This window comes from Sorangium sp. So ce1504 (assembly GCF_051521635.1).
In the GTDB taxonomy this organism is placed as follows: Bacteria; Myxococcota_A; Polyangia; order Polyangiales; family Polyangiaceae; genus Sorangium; species Sorangium cellulosum_B.
Genome location: NZ_CP150365.1, coordinates 9103013 through 9119438 on the forward strand (window position 1 = coordinate 9103013; position 16426 = coordinate 9119438).

General features: G+C 72.4%; 13 protein-coding genes. 6 read left to right on the forward strand and 7 right to left on the reverse strand.

All coding sequences use genetic code 11. The features are described from left to right. Positions 1–636: 636 nt before the first annotated feature. The 3 genes from WMF39_RS34360 to WMF39_RS34370 form a co-directional block, all read right to left on the reverse strand. Positions 637–1845, reverse strand: coding sequence for a serine hydrolase domain-containing protein (locus WMF39_RS34360; protein WP_437740695.1), 1209 nt, complete (start codon positions 1843–1845; stop codon positions 637–639). A gap of 175 nt (positions 1846–2020) precedes the next feature. Further along, entirely contained in the window at positions 2021–2593 is a 573-nt protein-coding gene (locus tag WMF39_RS34365; protein ID WP_437740696.1) for an NUDIX hydrolase, read from the reverse strand. Positions 2594–2605: 12 nt separating this feature from the next. Beyond that, complete coding sequence (locus WMF39_RS34370) at positions 2606–4021, reverse strand: DUF882 domain-containing protein (RefSeq protein WP_437740697.1); 1416 nt, start codon at positions 4019–4021, stop codon at positions 2606–2608. Between the two features lie 795 nt (positions 4022–4816). Here WMF39_RS34370 and WMF39_RS34375 point away from each other — a divergent pair. From WMF39_RS34375 to WMF39_RS34390, 4 genes are all read left to right on the forward strand, one after another. Continuing rightward, positions 4817–5500 carry a hypothetical protein gene (locus WMF39_RS34375; RefSeq protein ID WP_437740698.1) on the forward strand — a complete coding sequence of 228 codons (684 nt, stop codon included), beginning with the start codon at positions 4817–4819 and terminating at the stop codon, positions 5498–5500. Then, positions 5497–5970 (forward strand): hypothetical protein, encoded by a 474-nt coding sequence (locus tag WMF39_RS34380; protein WP_437740699.1) that lies wholly within the window; start codon positions 5497–5499, stop codon positions 5968–5970. The genes WMF39_RS34375 and WMF39_RS34380 overlap by 4 nt, the downstream gene beginning before the upstream one ends. 2 nt (positions 5971–5972) lie before the next feature. Further along, on the forward strand, positions 5973–6425 hold the full coding sequence (gene dtd, locus WMF39_RS34385; RefSeq protein ID WP_012239060.1) for a D-aminoacyl-tRNA deacylase: 453 nt from the start codon (positions 5973–5975) through the stop codon (positions 6423–6425). 70 nt (positions 6426–6495) lie between these two features. Beyond that, on the forward strand, positions 6496–7476 hold the full coding sequence (locus tag WMF39_RS34390; RefSeq protein ID WP_437740700.1) for a ketopantoate reductase family protein: 981 nt from the start codon (positions 6496–6498) through the stop codon (positions 7474–7476). Positions 7477–7528: 52 nt separating this feature from the next. Here WMF39_RS34390 and pdxA read toward each other — a convergent pair whose 3' ends face one another. The 3 genes from pdxA to WMF39_RS34405 all read right to left on the reverse strand — a co-directional run bounded on the left by pdxA (position 7529) and on the right by WMF39_RS34405 (position 11126). Then, positions 7529–8632 carry a 4-hydroxythreonine-4-phosphate dehydrogenase PdxA gene (pdxA, locus tag WMF39_RS34395; RefSeq protein ID WP_437740701.1) on the reverse strand — a complete coding sequence of 368 codons (1104 nt, stop codon included), beginning with the start codon at positions 8630–8632 and terminating at the stop codon, positions 7529–7531. Next, a complete protein-coding gene (locus tag WMF39_RS34400) occupies positions 8629–9477 on the reverse strand; it encodes a winged helix-turn-helix domain-containing protein (protein WP_437740702.1) in 849 nt (282 codons plus the stop codon). Before WMF39_RS34400 ends, pdxA begins: the two co-directional genes overlap by 4 nt. 203 nt (positions 9478–9680) lie before the next feature. Next, entirely contained in the window at positions 9681–11126 is a 1446-nt protein-coding gene (locus tag WMF39_RS34405) for a TldD/PmbA family protein (RefSeq protein ID WP_437740703.1), read from the reverse strand. 647 nt (positions 11127–11773) lie between these two features. On the opposite strand from WMF39_RS34405, the gene WMF39_RS34410 reads away from it, so the two are divergent. Both WMF39_RS34410 and WMF39_RS34415 read left to right on the forward strand, forming a co-directional pair. Next, positions 11774–14536, forward strand: coding sequence for a tetratricopeptide repeat protein (locus WMF39_RS34410; RefSeq protein ID WP_437740704.1), 2763 nt, complete (start codon positions 11774–11776; stop codon positions 14534–14536). Between the two features lie 85 nt (positions 14537–14621). Further along, positions 14622–15437, forward strand: a complete 816-nt coding sequence (locus WMF39_RS34415; RefSeq protein WP_437740705.1) for a hypothetical protein — start codon at positions 14622–14624, stop codon at positions 15435–15437. On the opposite strand, the gene WMF39_RS34420 is transcribed toward WMF39_RS34415, so the two are convergent. Continuing rightward, positions 15425–16396 (reverse strand): uroporphyrinogen-III synthase, encoded by a 972-nt coding sequence (locus WMF39_RS34420; protein WP_437740706.1) that lies wholly within the window; start codon positions 16394–16396, stop codon positions 15425–15427. The two genes, WMF39_RS34415 and WMF39_RS34420, sit on opposite strands and share 13 nt — an antisense overlap. Between the last annotated feature and the right edge of the window lie 30 nt (positions 16397–16426).

Consider the following 16426-nt stretch of genomic DNA (forward strand, 5'->3'; position numbering starts at 1 on the left):
CGCATGATCGGCCCGGGGCGGTCCTCTGCCGGCGTTGCCTCGGATCGCCCGGGGTCATGGGGCTGCCCGTAGGGATGGAAGTCTCCGTACGGCCTGAAGGGTCTGACCGGCCGGAAGTGCCCATACGGCCTGAAGGGTCTGACCGGCCGGAAGTGCCCATACGGCCTGTGCGGCCAGAATGGCCTGAACGGCCGGAAATGCCCATGATATGGGGCATCATCCGGGGGAATCCTGGCGCCGGGGAAGTCCGAGCTCGTTGTCTCCTCGACGAGCACGAGATCTTGGATGGGCGTCGTGCTCCCCGCAGCAGCCATCTGCGCGGTGCCGAGCGACATTCCGGACAGCGCCAGGGCCCCGAGCGCTTTGACCAGCTTCATCACGGAATCCTTTCACGATGCGAGCGTCTTGCCGGGCGTCATCCCGTGCGGGCTGCGTCCCTGGCGATGCAAGCGTGAGGCCCGTTCGCGGCGGACCGCTGGCGTCGCGAACGGCGGCGCGGGTTCCTGATAACCGTGGATCGGCGCCGCGCGCGCGCCTCGCACGCCGCGGGGCGTCTCGTGTGCGCGCGGTGGACAGCGACCGGCACCGGCCTGCGCGCGTGCGCGTCGATATCGACGCGACGGTCCCCTTCCCGGCTCAGGGCGTGATCAGGACACTCGACAGATCATCGACGATCCTGCCGACATCGCCGCCGTCGAGATTGACGAGCACGGTGATAGAAGCATCCTTGTCGACCGCGTAATAAGACGACGACGTGAAGCCCCAGATACCGCCGTCGTGACCGACCTGGACGCCGAGCGGAGATTCCCGGCGCGACAGCCCGAGGCCGTACCCGGTGACCTCGCCGAGGGGCGCGTCGACCCACGCGGTCATCTCTTCGAGCTCGGCGGGGCCGAGCAGCGTGCCATCGAGCACCTTGCGGTAGAAGCGCGTGAGGTCGCCCGTGGTCGAGACCAGCGCGCCCGCCGCGCCGGCCGCGGACGCGTCGATCGCGGAGGTCATCTCGACGAGCTCCCCTCGGCTCCGCCCGTAACCGTGCACGAGGCCGGGCAGGGCCTCCTCGGCGCCGTCGAGGTAGGTGTGCGCGAGCCCCGCCGGCTCGAGGACGCGGGCGCGGAGCAGCTCGCCGATGGGCTCTCCCGAGGCCGCTTCGACGATCAGGCCGGCGATGATGTAGTTCGTGTTGGAGTAGGCGAAGCCGCGCCCTGGCTCGAAATACGGCGGCTTCGACGCCGCGAGCTCGATGAGCTCCGCGGGTGTCCACGTGCGCGTCGGATCGTCGAAGGCCGCGGTCCAGAACTCGTCGAGCGCCGTGTAGTCGAAGACGCCGCTCGTGTGGTTCAGGATCTGTCGCACGGAGATCTGCTCTCCGCGGGGGATACCGCCGACGTACGCCGAGACGGCGTCGTCGAGCGACAGCCGGCCTTCCGCGCGGAGCGTCAGCGCCAGCGTGGAGACGAAGGTCTTCGTGATGCTCCCCGCGCGGAAGAGATCTCCGGGCCGGATGGCCACGTCGGCCTCGGTGTCCGCGACCCCCGCGGCGCCGAGCCAGCTGCACCCGCCGAGATGCACGGCGGCGGCCGCGCCGGGGAGCCGCTGCGCATCCACGGCCGCGTCGAGCGCTGCCTGAAGCTCGGCCGAGAGCTCGTCGCAGCTGGCGCCCGGCGCAGGGTCTGGGCCCCCGGGTCCGGGGGCAGCGCTCCCGACTCCGACGCTCCCATGGCCATCGTCGTCCGTGGTGGCCACCATGTCGCGCGGAGCGGGCGAGGAGCTCGTGCACCCCGCGAGCAGGGCAACGCCAATACAAGAAGAGAAGAAAGCGGTCGGCCGAAGGACACGGCTCATCAATCGGGTCTCCATGGCCTCCCCGTGAGGTCCATTGCTGCGCTCCGCCGCGCCGCTCCCGATCTCCAGGGGCGGCCCGCGAAGGACGGGCATCAAGACGCGACGGGTCCGACCGTGTCAACCGGCCCGCAAAGATGCCGGTGCTCTCGCTCACGCAGGACGTCGATAACGCAGCTTATGGCGTGAGTCGGCAGACAGGTTGTTCCCACGAATCACGCGCGACGGCGAGCGCCCGCAGCAAGGTGATCACGGCGATCGAGTGGCTGATCCGGCCGTCCTGCATCGCCGCCCTCACGTCATCTGCGCTCATCACGACCGCTTCCGTGCTCTCGTGCTCGTCACCCTCGGGCTCGCCGACCCGCCGCGCGCCGCGCCCCAGGTAGAGGAAGCAGCGGTTCGCCTGGAGCGCAGGATTCGGGTGCACCCACCCGAGCGTCTCGAGCGACTCCACAGCATACCCCGTCTCCTCCAGGAGCTCGCGCGGCGCAGCGGCCGCCGGCTCTTCCCCTGGATCGACGAGGCCGCCAGCCGTCTCGATGGTCACCGCGTCGACCCCGTGCCGGTACTGCCGCACCAGGACGAACTGACCTTCATCCGTGATCGCGGCCACCGAGATCCAGTCGGCGAGCTCCAGCGTGAAGGCGGGATAAGACGCGCCCGCGGCCATGACTTCATGGCGATGGATCGCGAGCGGACCGAACGTACCGGCGAGCGCCGAGGCGTGCCGGCGAGGAATCGTGATACCCATCCCGCCTCACTACTACGGCGTGCCTCTCGCCGCCCTCTCCGGCACCGCTCCTGTCTTCTCCGTCACCGCTCCCGCCTTCGCCTGCGTCGTGCTCGCCGTCTCCGACGCTCCCGCCTTCGCCTGCGTCGTGCTCGCCGTCTCCGGCGCTCCCGCCTTCGCCTGCGTCGTGCTCGCCGTCTCCGGCGCCGCGCTCGCCGTCTCCGGCGCCGCGCTCGCCTTGTCCGGCGCAGGGCCCGCCATCTTCTCCGGCGCCGTGCTCGCAGACCTGTCGCGGCGCTCCCGCCGGAGCACCTCCTCCGCGTCCTCGCCGGGCATCCGCTCGGTCGCCCCTCGCTCTTCGTCCTGTGGCGGCGGCCACGCGGTCACATAGCGGGGTGCCTCGCCGGGTCCGGACGCATCGATCCACGAGACGCTCCCCGTCCCTGGCGCGCGCACGTCGACGTGCACGAACGAGCTGTTCGGATAATACCCGCAGCCCGTGTCGGCGAGCGCGCGGCAGGCGGCGGCGAGCTCGTCGTTCCGCACCCCGGCGATGCGCAGATCGAGCGCCCGGCCCGTCTGGTGCAGGCTGCCCTGGCTCTGCGGCCGGTACCCGCTCACGAGCGACACGAGCCGGCCCGGGTACCGCCGCGCCAGCGCGTCGATGCGGGAGAGCAGCCCGGGATCGAGCAGCCGTACGCCGGGCGCGATCTCCCCTCCCTGCACCCAGCTCGCCCTGCTCCCGGCGGCTCGCGGCGCATCGCCGGCGCGCCGCCCCTTGCGGCCCGACGCTTCCGGCCTCCGCGAGGGCGCGCCCTCGTCGGACAGGATGGGCCGCGGCGTGCCCCACGGGCGCGCAAGCAAGGAGAGGGCGCGCCGGGCCTCCTCGCGCGGCTTCCCCTTGCAGTCGACCAGCTCGAGGCGCTCGGGCTCCAGCCCGCTGCGATCCATCGACAGCACCGGTCCGTGGCACGGCTTCGGAGGCGCCTCCCGCTCCACCCCCTTCTTCGCCCCGCGCCGCTTGCTCTCGGCCGTGCGCGCCGCCCGCCGCTTCTCCTTCTTCCTCTCGCCGCCCGCCTTCTTCTTGGCGACCACCTTTTTCCCGCCGCCCGCCTTCGCCGAGCCGCCCGCGTTTTCCTCCGCGTCTGCAGCCGCGTGCGGCGCCTCCCTGCGGGTACGGGCCCTCCCCCTCCGGTCCCCCGCCCCGCTCGTCTTCTCGTCACCGGTCGCCGCCGAGGCGCTCTTCGCGCGGCGATCGGGCGGGCTCTCCCGCGTCTTCGTTCGCGGAGCTTGCTCCGCGCCTGCGGGGCTCGCCGGCGCGCGGTCCCGACGGGCCTGTTCGCTCTCCTCTTCCCCCGATTCCCCGGACCTCTCGGCAGCGGCGTGCGCCCTGGGCAGCGGCTCCGCGAAGACGGGCCCCGCCAGGATCGCCGGCACCGCGATGCTCACCAGCACCGAGAGCGCGGCCGCGCGAGCACGCCTCAGGCGCGCACGCGGCTCCCCCCTGCGCACAGCTCCCCCTGCGTCCCGCGGCGCCGCGCCTTCACTGCTCACGGATCGAAGGCTCATCATGGAAAGCTCCAGTCGGGTCGGGTGCGAGTGCCATCCGCCAAGGAGCGGATCTCCCAGACGCGGCGTCGCCGCCCGTCCGCAGGATGTGGGATTGGGAAGGGCAGTCAGCGGTCCGCTTCTTGAATCGACCTGGGACGAGACCGGCAACCTCGAAACAGCGTCTCCGAGACGCCCCTCGCGGAAGCTCGCAAGCTCGGAAGGCAACCTCGGAAGGGAGACTCGGAAGGCAAGCTCAGAAGGGACCGAACCCTGAGGACAGGAATGGCATGAAGTGCGGAGGGCAGCCCAATTTTCTGCGGCGCTGACCAAAGGCTGTGGTAGGAACCCAGCTGCCTCGCGACTGCGGTCGGGTCGTGAGCGCGGCTCCGGGGTGCATGGGGGCAGAGCCCCTCGTCACGCGGTCCGCGGTCGGGTATCGCCCGGCGCACCACGCACTGCGGCGTGGCCCTACCTTCACGATCAACGCAGCCAGCGTGATCAGCGCGGAGATAGGCGTCGCGTCCCTTGCGCAACATCGTCCGGGCCATCGCGGATCGCGGGGGAAGCGCCCGGCCCAACACGCACCAGCCTCATTCACCACAACATCGATGCAAGCGGGGCGCCACACGCGGGATGCGGAAGCCGAACCCGGTGGCGCGTCCATGATCGCTCCGAGGTCACCAGGGGCACGACATGCGGCGAATTCGTAGAGACGCAACCAAGGTCTGGCACAATCCCGAGCTCCACACGGCCTATGGCCGTGGTCAGCCGAACAGCGCGGGGCTGCCGCGTCCGACGCAGACCGGTGAGGACCGGCGGGCAGCCAAGCAACACCGCGCCGCGCTCGAGGCGCTGTTCTCTCCGCGCAAGGAGCCGGAGGCAGAGGACAGCAAGGGCGGGCGCGTCAAGTCCGGACGCGACGCCGCGTCCAAGGCGCCGGGGCGCATCGTCCTCGCGCCGCCTCCGCAGAGCGACCCGAAGGCCGTCGAGCGCCAGCGGCTCCTGTCGAAGCTGCTCTGCGCGTCGGGCCGGCCCAACATCTCCAAGGCCGCGAACGAGTTCCTCCGCGCCGGCCACGCCTTCCCCGCGGAGCAGGACGTGTACCTGCAGCTGCTCGAGCACAGCGACGAGCAGCGCATCCAGGAGGCGATCGACGAGCTCGCGGGCATCCTCGTCGGCGAGCTGCCGAAGCGTCGCGCCGTGCTCGAGTCGCGGCTCCGCCGCATCGAGGAGTTCGCGGAGGAGCCCGCGACGCGCGAGGCCGCCGAGCGGCTGCGCCGCCAGGTGAGCGGCAGGCCCGAGGCCCCGGCCGCGGACGGCGCGGCCCGGGGCGGCGCGGGCGGGGGCGTCTCCGAAGCGAGCGGCGAGGCGGAATGACGCGCGCGGAATTCGAGGCCGAGCTCCGCAAGCTGATCCAGACGTTCGAGACGGGCACCGGCAACGAGCGGTGCGTCGCGTGCGTCTCGTGCGAGCGCTGCGTCGACTGCACGTTCTGCCGCAACTCGAAGGCGCTGCAGCGGTGCCACTACTGCGTCGACACCCAGCGCTCCTCGGACAGCACGCACTGCCGCGGCTGCCGCGATCTCATCGCGTGCAGCCACTGCGTCGCGTCCGAGCGGTGCACGCAGTCGTCGTACCTCGTGCGCTCGGTCGACTGCACCGGCTGCACCTACTGCTTCGGCTGCGTGGGCCTCGTGCGGAAGGACTTCCACATCCTCAACCAGCCTTACGATCGCAGCACCTACTTCAAGCTCACGGCCAAGCTGATGCGCGAGCTCGGGCTGAGCGCGGGCACCGGGGCGGAGCCCGCCGCCGCGCCGAGTCGGAGCGCGGCCGCGCAGCGCTAGCGATGCGCGCGGTCGTTCAACGCGCGCTCGGCGCGCGCGTCGAGGTCGGAGGCCAGGTGGTCGGCGCGATCGAGCGCGGCCTCGTGGCCTTCGTCGGCGCCGCGAAGGACGATGACGACGCCGACGCCGACCACGTCGCGAGCAAGATCGCGGGCCTCCGCGTGTTCAGCGACGACGCCGGCAAGATGTCGCGGGCGCTCGCGGACGTGCGCGGCGGCGGCGTGCTCGCGATCAGCCAGTTCACGCTCTTCGGGGACGTCCGGCGCGGCCTGAGGCCGAGCTTCGACGGCGCCATGGAGCCCGTGCGCGCCGAGGCGCTGTACGATCGCTTCGTCGCCGCCTTGCGGGCCCGCGGCCTCACGGTGGCCACGGGCCGCTTCCGCGCCGACATGCGCGTGTTCGTCGAGAACGACGGCCCGGTCACCATCCTCATCGATTCGAAGCGGACGTTCTGAGGGATCTGCCGGGATCGGCGGCGACGGCCACCCCCTTTTCCCCGAGCGCCGCGCAGGCTACGGGGGAGCCATGCGGGTCACCATCGTGGGCGCGGGGGCGCTCGGGCGGATCTACGGCGTGCGCCTCGCCACCCAGGGAGACGACGTCACGTTCGTGGTCCGGCCCGAGCGCGCCGGCGACGTACGGCCGTTCGTGGTCGAGCAGGTGAACGGCGCCGATCGACGCGACACGCTCGATCGCCCGCGCCTCGCGGCCGAGATCCCGGCCGACGCGGACATCGTCCTGATCACCGTGCGCTTCGATCAGCTCGTCCCGCGCGCTGACCTCGGCGGCGCCGCGGGCGGCAGGTCGGTGGCGGATCTGCTCCGCGGCGGCCCGGCCGCGCCCGCCGTGGTGCTCACGCCGCTCCTGCCCAGGGAGCGCGCCGACCTCGAGGAGGCCGCCCAGCGCCGCATCACCCCCGCGATGCCGGGCGTCTCGGGCTACCTCGACGAGCGCGGCGTGGTCCGCGCCTGGATCACCGAGCTCGCGCCCACGCTCATCGACGAAGAGGGAGGCGCCCCCGCGGAGCGACCGCCGCTCGAGGAGCTCGCGCGTCGCCTCACGAGCGCCGGTGTCCCGGCGCGGCTCGAGCCCGACGTGGGCGCTCAGAACGTGGCCACCACGACCGCGTTCTTCCCGCTGATCGCCGCCATCGACGCGGGCGGCGGGGCGAGCGCCCTCCTCGAGAACGACGGCGTGCTCCGCACCGTGATCGAGGCCACCAGGGAGTCCGTGGCGCTCGCGGACCGGCTGGGCAAGGTGGCCCCGTGGACGAAGCTCCTCCTCCGGTTCATCGGGCCGCTCACGCTGAAGCCGGGCGTTGCGCTCGTGCGCCTGCTGGCCCCGGAGTTCTTGCGGTTCCTCGACGTGCATTTCGGCCCCAAGCTCCACGCGCAGCACCTCGCGATGGGCGCCACCGTCCTCGAGATGGGCCGAGAGCGCGGCGTGAGCATGCCGGCGCTCGAGCGGCTGCTCGCGCACCTCGGCGGCCGCCCACGGGCGCGCTGAGCCGCGGCCTCCTGCGCGCGTCGGCGTGCCGCGGCGTCCGCGTGTCGCTGCGTCAGCGCGCGCGCGCGGCCGCGAGCTGCGCCGCGAGCACGATCGCCTCGCGCATGCCGCGCGGGTCGGCGCGCCCCGTTCCCGCGAGATCGTACGCGGTGCCGTGGTCGACGCTCGTGCGCACGATCGGCAGGCCGAGCGTGACGTTCACGGCCTCGCCGAAGCCCAGGAGCTTGCTCGGGATCGTCGCCTGGTCGTGGTACATGGCGACGACCCCGTCGAGCGCGCCGCGCGCCGCGAGGCGGAACGCCGTCTCCGCGCCGACGGGCCCGGTCAGCTCCGCCGCCGGGCCCGAGCGCGAAAGCCGCCGCGCCGCGAGGCGGATCCCCGGCGTGATGCGCACCTGCTCTTCGTCGCCGAGGAGCCCGCCTTCGCCTGCGTGCGGGTTGAGCGCGGCGACGGCCACGCGCGGCCTCTCGCGGCCGAGATCGCCGAGCAGCCGCGCGAGCCACACCGCGGCGCGCGCCACCTCGCGCGGGCTCACCGCGTCCGGCACCTCGCGCAGCGGCACGTGGGTCGTCACGAGGGCGGTCACGAGCTTGCCCGAGGCGAAGGCCATCGTGACCTCGCGCGCGCGGAGCCGCCGGCCCAGGTGCTCGGTGTGCCCGAGGAAGTCCGCGGACCCCGGCGCGCCGCTCGTGGCGATCGCGTGCTTCGACGCGGGCCCCGTGACCAGCGCCGCAGCGACGCCTTCGCGGACCAGATCCGTCGCCGCGTCGATCCAAGCGAGCTGCGCCGCGCCGTCCTCGGCCTCGGGCCGACCGAACGCGCTCGGCCGCGAGAGCCGCGCGCTGCCCGCCCAGAGCCCGATCGAGCCGGGCGCGAGCTCCTCGATCGCGGCGCGCCCATCGACGACGACGAGCCGGCGGGCCGCGACCCGGACGAGCTTCGCTGCCCGCCGGATGATCGCCTCATCGCCGACGAGCACGCAGCGCGCGCCCTCGACGGACGCCGCGCCGGCCACGGCCACCTCGGGGCCCACCCCGCTGGGGCACCCGACGCTGATCGCGATGATCGGCGGCCCGGCGGGGCGCGAGCGACCGCCGCCGCGCGCCGCACCGGCGGCGGTCGTTCGCGCGCCGCCGCGGCGAACCGGCGACGTCATCGGGTGATGCGCCGCTCGCGCCCGGGCGGCGTGGCGTCGTTGGCCGAGGACGCCGATCGCCCCTTGGCTTGCGCGGCCTCCTCGTCGTCGCCGTCCTCGTCCTCGTCGCCCTCGTCGCCCTCGTCGTCGCTGTCCTCGTCCTCGTCCTCGTCGCGCAGCTCTCCGCGCTCGTCGCCCTGGGCCTCCTCGCCGGCCCCGCTCCGCTGGAGCGCCCTGCTCGCATCGCCGCCCTCGGGACCACCGGCGCCGGGGATCGGCGACTCGAGGCGGTACCCGGCCCCGCGCAGCGTGACGAGCGGCAGCGCCGCGCCGAGCTTCGCCCGGAGACGCCTCACGTGGATGTCGACGGTCCGCGCGCCGCCCTCGTACTGGCTGCCCCAGACACGGCGAAGAAGCTCTGTCCGCGACACAACTTTTCCGCGGCGCTCGCACACGTACGAGAGCAGCGCGAACTCCTTCGCGGTGAGCGGCACGTGCATGCCGCCGACCGAGACGTCGTGGGCCGCGCGATCGATGACGATCGCGCCCACCTTCACCCGCTCCTCGGTCGCGAACTCGCTGCGGCGCCACTCGACGAGGCGCACGCGCGCGTAGAGCTCGGCGGGCACGTACGGCACGAGCAGGAAGTCGTCGAAGCCGCTGGACGGCTCGATCCGCGCGATCTGCGCCACGCTCACGGCGACCAGCGCGCCGACCTCCTCGAGGCGCGGCTCGCGGCGCAGCGCGCGCAGCGCCGCGGCGGCCAGGTCCGGCCTGTCGAGCGCCTCGACGACGATCGCCCGCGCCTTGCTCTCGTCGTCGTGGAAGAGCCGCGGTGGATCATCCCAGAGATCCAGGGTTCGCACGTCAGCGCCCAGCGAGCGCAAGACCGATGCGGCACCCTCGTCGCGCTCCAGATCCGGTCCGTGTCCAACGATGGCTATGAACGAGCGACGCGCCATGAACGCCCCGTATACGGGTGTCACGACGGGCCGGCAAGACGCACCGCGCTAAACCCACCAATACCGCTGCGGGGCTTACCTTCCGCCTGGCGTTCCAGCCTTGAAAATCAGCCGATCCGCGTTCCGCCGACCGTGATGAGATCGATCTTGATTGTGGGGCACCCAACACCTACGGGGACGCTCTGTCCGTCCTTGCCGCACGTCCAGATGCCGTCGGAGACGGCGACGTCGTGGCCGAGCATGGTGACGCGCCGGAGCACCTCGGGGCCGTTGCCGATCAGGTTCACGCCCTTGAGGGGCGCGGTCAGCTTGCCGTCCTCGATGAGGTAGCTCTCGGTCAGAGAGAACACGAAATCGCCGTTCGAGATGTCGACCTGGCCGCCGCCGAACTTCTTCGCGAAGACGCCTCGCTTCACGGACCTCACGATCTCCTCGGGATCATGCGGGCCCGCGAGCAGGATGGTGTTCGTCATCCTGGGCATCGGCGCGGCGGCGAAGCTCTCGCGCCGCCCGTTGCCGGTCGGCGTGAGCCCGAAGTGCCGGGCCGAGAGCCGGTCGTGCATGTACCCGACGAGCTTGCCGTTCTCGATGAGCGTGCTGCGCTCGGGCTCGTGGCCCTCGTCGTCCACGTTGATCGTGCCGCGCGACTGGAGGAGCGTGGCGTCGTCCACCACCGTGCAGAGCGAGCTCGCGACGTCCTTGCCGATCTGTCCCGCGTAGTTGCTGGTCCCCTTGCGGTTGAAGTCCGCCTCGAGCCCGTGCCCCACCGCCTCGTGGAGCAGGATGCCGCTGTCGCCCGGGGCGAGCACGACGTTCATCTCGCCGGCGGGCGCGTCGCGGGCGTCGAGCATCGCCACCGCCTGCCGCGCGGCCTCCTCGGCGTGCCACTCCGGCGACTTGCCCTCGAAGTAGGCCGTCGTCATGCGCCCGCCGCCGCCGCTCGAGCCTTCCTGGCGCTTTCCGCCGCGCTCGGCGAGCGCGCGCACGCCGAAGCGGATGAGCGGCTGGACGTCGTGCGCCATCCGCCCGTCGCTCGTGGCCACGAGGACCTCGCGCACCTCCTCGACGAAGCTCGCCTCCGCCTTGACGATGCTGGGATTGTAGGCGAGCGCCGCGGCGCTCGCGCGCTCGAGCAGCGCGCGCTTCGCGAGCCCGGGGGCGTCGAGCGAGATGCTGGGCAGCTCGTAGCGGGTCGGCAGCTCGCGGCGCCTGAGCTCGATCTTCTCCTTGCCGCCCGAGCCCGTCGCGATCTGCGCCGCCGTCTCGGCCGCGCGCCGCATCGCCTCCCAGGTGAGGTCCTCCGTGTACGCGTACCCGGTCGCGTCTCCTCGCTGGACGCGGACGCCGACCCCCATCGACACCCCACGCGAGGCCGCCTTGAGGATCCCTTCGTCGAAGGTGAACCCGCCTCCGGCGCGGTACTCGAAGAAGAGGTCAGCGTAATCACCTCCCTTGGACAGGGCGACCGAGAGGAGCCGCTCGCAAAGCGCGGCGTCGACGGCATTTTCCTCTCCAGGAGCGAACGGGGCACGGTAGGCCTGGCTGCGCGACATGGTGCCCAACTCTAGGTCCATTCGCCTGGACGGTCGAGAAACGGCGGCGCTCCGGTGCGCCCTCCCGGCGACGCCCGCGCTCGGCCCCGGCGGCGGCCGAGCTCGCGACCTACCCCCCTGCCCTCTCATCCGGCGCGGCGCGCATACATCGCCCGCGCGGCACGGGCACGCCGCGACCCCGCGCCCCCGGCGATCGCCGGGTCGCGCGACCTCCAGCGAGGCGGCCGCGGGTCGCGGAAGATCGCACGAAATGTGCAACAAGGCCGCTCGACTGCTAGGCTTAACGCTGTCTTCGCGGGAATGGCGGCGCTCGCCACCTTCCCCGCGATCTTCGCGAATCCCCGGCCGTTCAGCGCGTTCCTACAGGGTAGGGCGCGCTCTTCGACGCGCCTCGACCGGACCGCCCAGCGTCCGACCGGGGCGGGGGCTCGCGGCCACCGCGCCAGGCGGTCGCCGCGTTGCCGGACAGAGGCCCCCGGGGGCCGCACACTGCAAACAAGCACCTTCGCGGTAGCTTCCGGAACTTCCGGTGCCGCGCGCTTGTACGTGGTGGCGGGATTGGCTAGGTGTTTTTTAGGCGAGGTGAGGGATGCCGACGAGGCGCCCGAGCAGCGCCTTGCTGCCCTCAGCAGGAGATTTCCATCGCCGTGGCGGTCGATCGCGACAAGGTACTCCAGACCGCGCAGAAGCTGGTCGAGCGGAAGCGCTTCGACAAGGCCATCGCCGAGTACCAGAAGCTGGTCGCAGACGATCCGAAGGACGTCCGCACGCTGCTCAAGATCGGCGACCTCTACCTGAAGACGGAGGAGTACGTCGAGGCGATCACCACCTACGAGCGAGTCGGCCAGTTCTACTCCCTCCAGGGCTTCGCGCTCAAGGCGATCGCCGTTTACAAGCAGATCCGCGAGATCATCCACAAGCACGTCCCGCAGTACGAGGATCGCTTCGGCCACATCGTCCCGCGCCTCGCGGAGATCTACACGCAGCTCGGGCTCACGAGCGACGCGCTCGCCGCCTACGACGAGGTCGCGACGCGCCTGCTCCGCGCGGGGCGCGACCGCGACGCGATCGACATCTTCAAGCGGGTCGTCGACCTCGACCCGAACAACCCCCTCGCCTATCTCCGCCTCGCGGAGGCGCTGATCCGGGTCCGCGACTACGACGCCGCGATCCAGCGCTTCGGGACGGCGGCCGAGCTCCTGCTCAAGCTCGGGCGGCGCGACGACGCGCTGAAGGTGGTCGAGCGCCTCCTGCAGCACCGCCCGGACGCCCGATTCGCCCGCATGGCCGCCGAGATCTACCTCGACCGCGGCGACCAGAGCGACGCGATGTCGGCCCTGACCAAGCTCCAGATCGCGTTCAAGGAGAACCCGCGAGACCTGGAGACGCTCGCGCTCCTCGCCCGGGCCTTCGACTTGCTCGGGCAGCCGGCCAAGGCGATCGAGGTGCAGAAGGAGTCGGCGCGCATCGCCAAGGAGGCCGGGCGGGTCGATCAGTTCACCGCGCTCGTCTCGGCCCTGATCACGCGCGCCCCGAACGACGAGGGAGTGCGCCAGCTCGCCTCCCAGATCGCGCCCTCGTCGAGGAACACGCGCGCGTCGATCGACGTCGAGCTCGAGGAGGAGGAGGACGAGGAGGCGGAGGAGCTCGACGTCGAGGACGACGAGCCCGCGTCCGCGGTGCCGATCCCGCTCCGCGCGTCGCAGCCCTCGACGTCGCCGATCGCGAGCCCGCGGCAGCTCGTCGCGCACGCCGAGAGCCTCCGGCGCGACCGGCAGTACGACAAGGCGGTCGCCCTCCTCAAGGGCGGCGTCGCCCGGCTTCCGGCCGCTCGAGAGCTGCGCGAGAAGCTCTGCGATGTCCTGATCGAGGCGGGCGACCAGGACGCCGCCGTCGAGCAGATGCTCGCGTTCGCGCAGCAGCTGGCCAGCGAGGACGCCGTCGACGACGCGGCGAGGCTCCTCGACGAGGTGCTGCTCCTCGATCCCGACAACGCCCAAGCCACGGAGATGCTCAACCTGCTCGGCTACGCCGTGCCGCAGGAGGAAGAGCTCGCGGAGGAAGACGCCGCCGGTCCGGAAGCCTCGCCGACGGCCGGCGAGAACGACGCGTATGCGTCCGAGGTGCCGAGCCAGGACCTCTACGACCCCGACGCGCCGCTGCCCGCGTACACCCTCGATGAAGACGGCGTCGTCGAGGCGCTCCCCCGGCGGCCCGAGCTCGTCACGCACCTCGACGATCCGTTCGCGAACGAGCCGCCGCTGCCGAGCTTCCCGATCGAGGACGTCGAAGAGGTCGAGGACGTCGAGGAGCTCGAGGCTATCGACGACGAGGAGGAGGAGGAGACGGCGTCGGTCAACCCGAGCCGCGTGCCTGAGCACCCCCTCGCCGTCGCTGCGTCCCAGGCTCCGCCCCCGGCGTCCTCGATACCTCCCCCTCCCGTGCTCGCCGCGCCGCCGCCGGCCCTGTACAGCCCGGTGTCGGGCCGACCGGCGTCGGTCCGGCCGGTGTCGGGCCGCTCCGTGCCGCCGGGCTCCTTGCGGCGCGCGGACGCGCTCGACGAGGACGCGCTCGAGGAGGTCGAGTTCTTCGCGCAGCACGGGATGTTCGACGAGGCGCGGAACATCCTCGAGGAGCAGCTGGCGCGGCTGCCGAACCACCCGCTCCTGATGGAACGGCTGCGCGAGGTCACGGAGCTGACCTCGGACGCGCGGGTGGTGCGGGCGGCGACCGACAACGAGAGCGGCACGCGGGCCGTCCCGCGCGGCAGCGAGCGGCCGGACGAGGATCGCGCGTTCGACATCGCCGAGTCGCTCAAGATGATCGACGAGCTCGAGGTCGTGCCGGGCTCGGTGACGGGCGTCCAGGACGATCCTCGGCAGATCAGCGTCGAGAGCGTCTTCGAGCAGTTCAAGGCGGGCGTCGCGGCGCAAATCTCCGAGTCCGACGCGTCGACGCACTACGATCTCGGCGTCGCCTACAAGGAGATGGGCCTTTACGCCGACGCCATCGGCGAGTTCGAGCTCGCCGCCCGCGACCCCGGGCGAGAGTGCGTCTGCCAATCGATGATCGGCGTCACCCACCTCCAGATGGGCGACATCGAGGCAGGCATCGACGCGCTCATCCGCGGGCTGCACGCCTCGCACAAGACGGTCGAGCAGGAGCTCGCGCTGACCTACGAGATCGCGAACGCCTACGAGATGCGCGGCGTCCCCGAGCAGGCGCTCTACTACTTCCAGCGCGTCGCCCGGATGAGCCCGAGCTACAGCGACCCGCGCGGCAGCGTGGCGGAGCGGCTGCGCCGCATCGACGTCCCGAAGCCGGCCGCGCGCGCCGTCGGCGCCGAGATGATCGCGGACGAGTTCGACGCCGCCTTCGACGATATGCTCCCGAGCGGCAAGCTGCCCTGAACACCGCTCGCGCGCGGTCGCGCGGGTGCGCCCTGGAACCGCCAGAAATTGGGCCACGGCGGGCGCTCTCCGGTACCGGACGAGCATGAACCGACCGCTCCTCCTCGCCGCCCTCACCTCGGTCCTGGCTGCCGGCTGCGGCGCCGGGATCGAGACGAACGCTCGCTCCGGTCGCCCGCAGGACGCCTCCGCCAAGGTGGCGGCGCAAGCGCGGCGCGAGGTCCCGCAGCGCGCGAAGGGCTCGCTCGACGAGCGCGGCCCGATCGCCGAGCAGGCGCCCGGCGCGCGCAAGCCCGGCGATTATGTGGCCTACCGGTTCTCGGGCAGCTTCAGGAAGACGCCGCTGCTCCTCACGCAGCGGGTCGTCGCGCGCGAGGGGGACGTCCTCGTGGTCGACGTGACCCTCGAGGACGGCAAGCAGACCGAGGCGCTGCGGGTCCGCATGAGCGACGAGCCCAGCAGGCGCGGTGAGATCCTCGGCGCGGCGTGGATCGACGACGGCGCGGAGCGGCCGGCGACCCTCTCGGCCTACGACGCGATGATGGCCAAGACCGCGCTCGCCGCCGACGAGAACGAGGACGTGCTCGGCAGCGAGGCGGTGAACGTCGAGGTCGGCGGCTCCTCCCTCCCGTGCCAGCGGACGAGCTTCCGCGTGCGCATCGGCAAGACGAAGGCGACGATGCGCACGCTCCAGAGCGACGACTTCGCCTGGGGCGACGTGGGCGGTGAGATCACGGCGGAGGACGGGCGCGTGCTCTACCGCGCCGAGCTGATCGACAGGGGCCACGCGGACACGGATGAGCGCGCGGCCGTCGGCGCAGAGCCCGGCCCCGCGCCCCGGCCGGCGACCGTGGCGCGCTCCGCCGACGAGGACGAGGCGTACGACGACTACGAAGACTGAGCCGGCAGGGGCGCGTCGCCCCGATTTCCCTTCGCGACGAGGATCTCGATCGAGCGCGCGGCCGCCGCTTTGACCAGGTGGCCCATCTTCGGGTGCTCGGGCTCGAAATCCGGCTCGATCCCCTCGGCGCGCAGCGCCTCCGTGCAGACCGGCCCGATGGACGCCACCACGCCCCGCGCGAGCGCGACGCGCAGCCGCTCGACGAGCCCCTCCTCGGCCGCCACGAGGAGCGCGTGCTCGACCTGCGCGCGGCTCGTGAAGAGCGTGATCGCCGCGCCGCCGTCCGCCATGAGGCGGAGCGCCTGCCGGAGCGGCGCGGTGTCGTCCGGGAGCGCCCAGCGGTACACCGGCACCGGCGTGACATCGGCGCCGGCCGCCGAGAGGCTCGCGTAGAGCTCGTGGCTCGGCGCGCCGTGCTCCTGGACGGCGACGCGCTTTCCGCGCAGATCGCCGAGCGCGCTGACGGCCTCGACGATCTCTCGCCAGGTGTTCGGCTCGCGGACGGTGATGAAGCGCGTCAGACCCAGCTCGCGCAGCGCCGCGGCCGGCTTGGGGCCGCGCACGACGAGCTGCACGGAGGCGAGCGCCGCCGCCAGGAGAGATACGCCCTGGGCGTCCGTGCCACCGTCGCCATCGGACGCCCCGCCGCCGCCCTGGTTCGACTCGAGCGCAGGCGCCGCCTCAGCCACGAGCGCACGGGTCCCGACGCCGGTCATCAGGATCACGAGGTCGAACTCGGCGCCCGCGAGGCGCCGCGCGAAGTCGAGGGCGCGCTCGTTCCTCTCGATGGGCACCTCGCGGAGCGTGGGCGCCGTGACGGGCACGCCGCCATACCGCTGGATCAGCGAGGCCATCTCGGAGGCGCGGCGGCTCTCGAAGCAGATGACGCGGCGCCCGGCGAAGTCAGACGGCGCGGGCGGAGACGGACGGTCGTTTCGTGGGTGGGTGGGCGTGCTCACCCGCTCAGCATAGCCCGGGTCCGGCGCTGG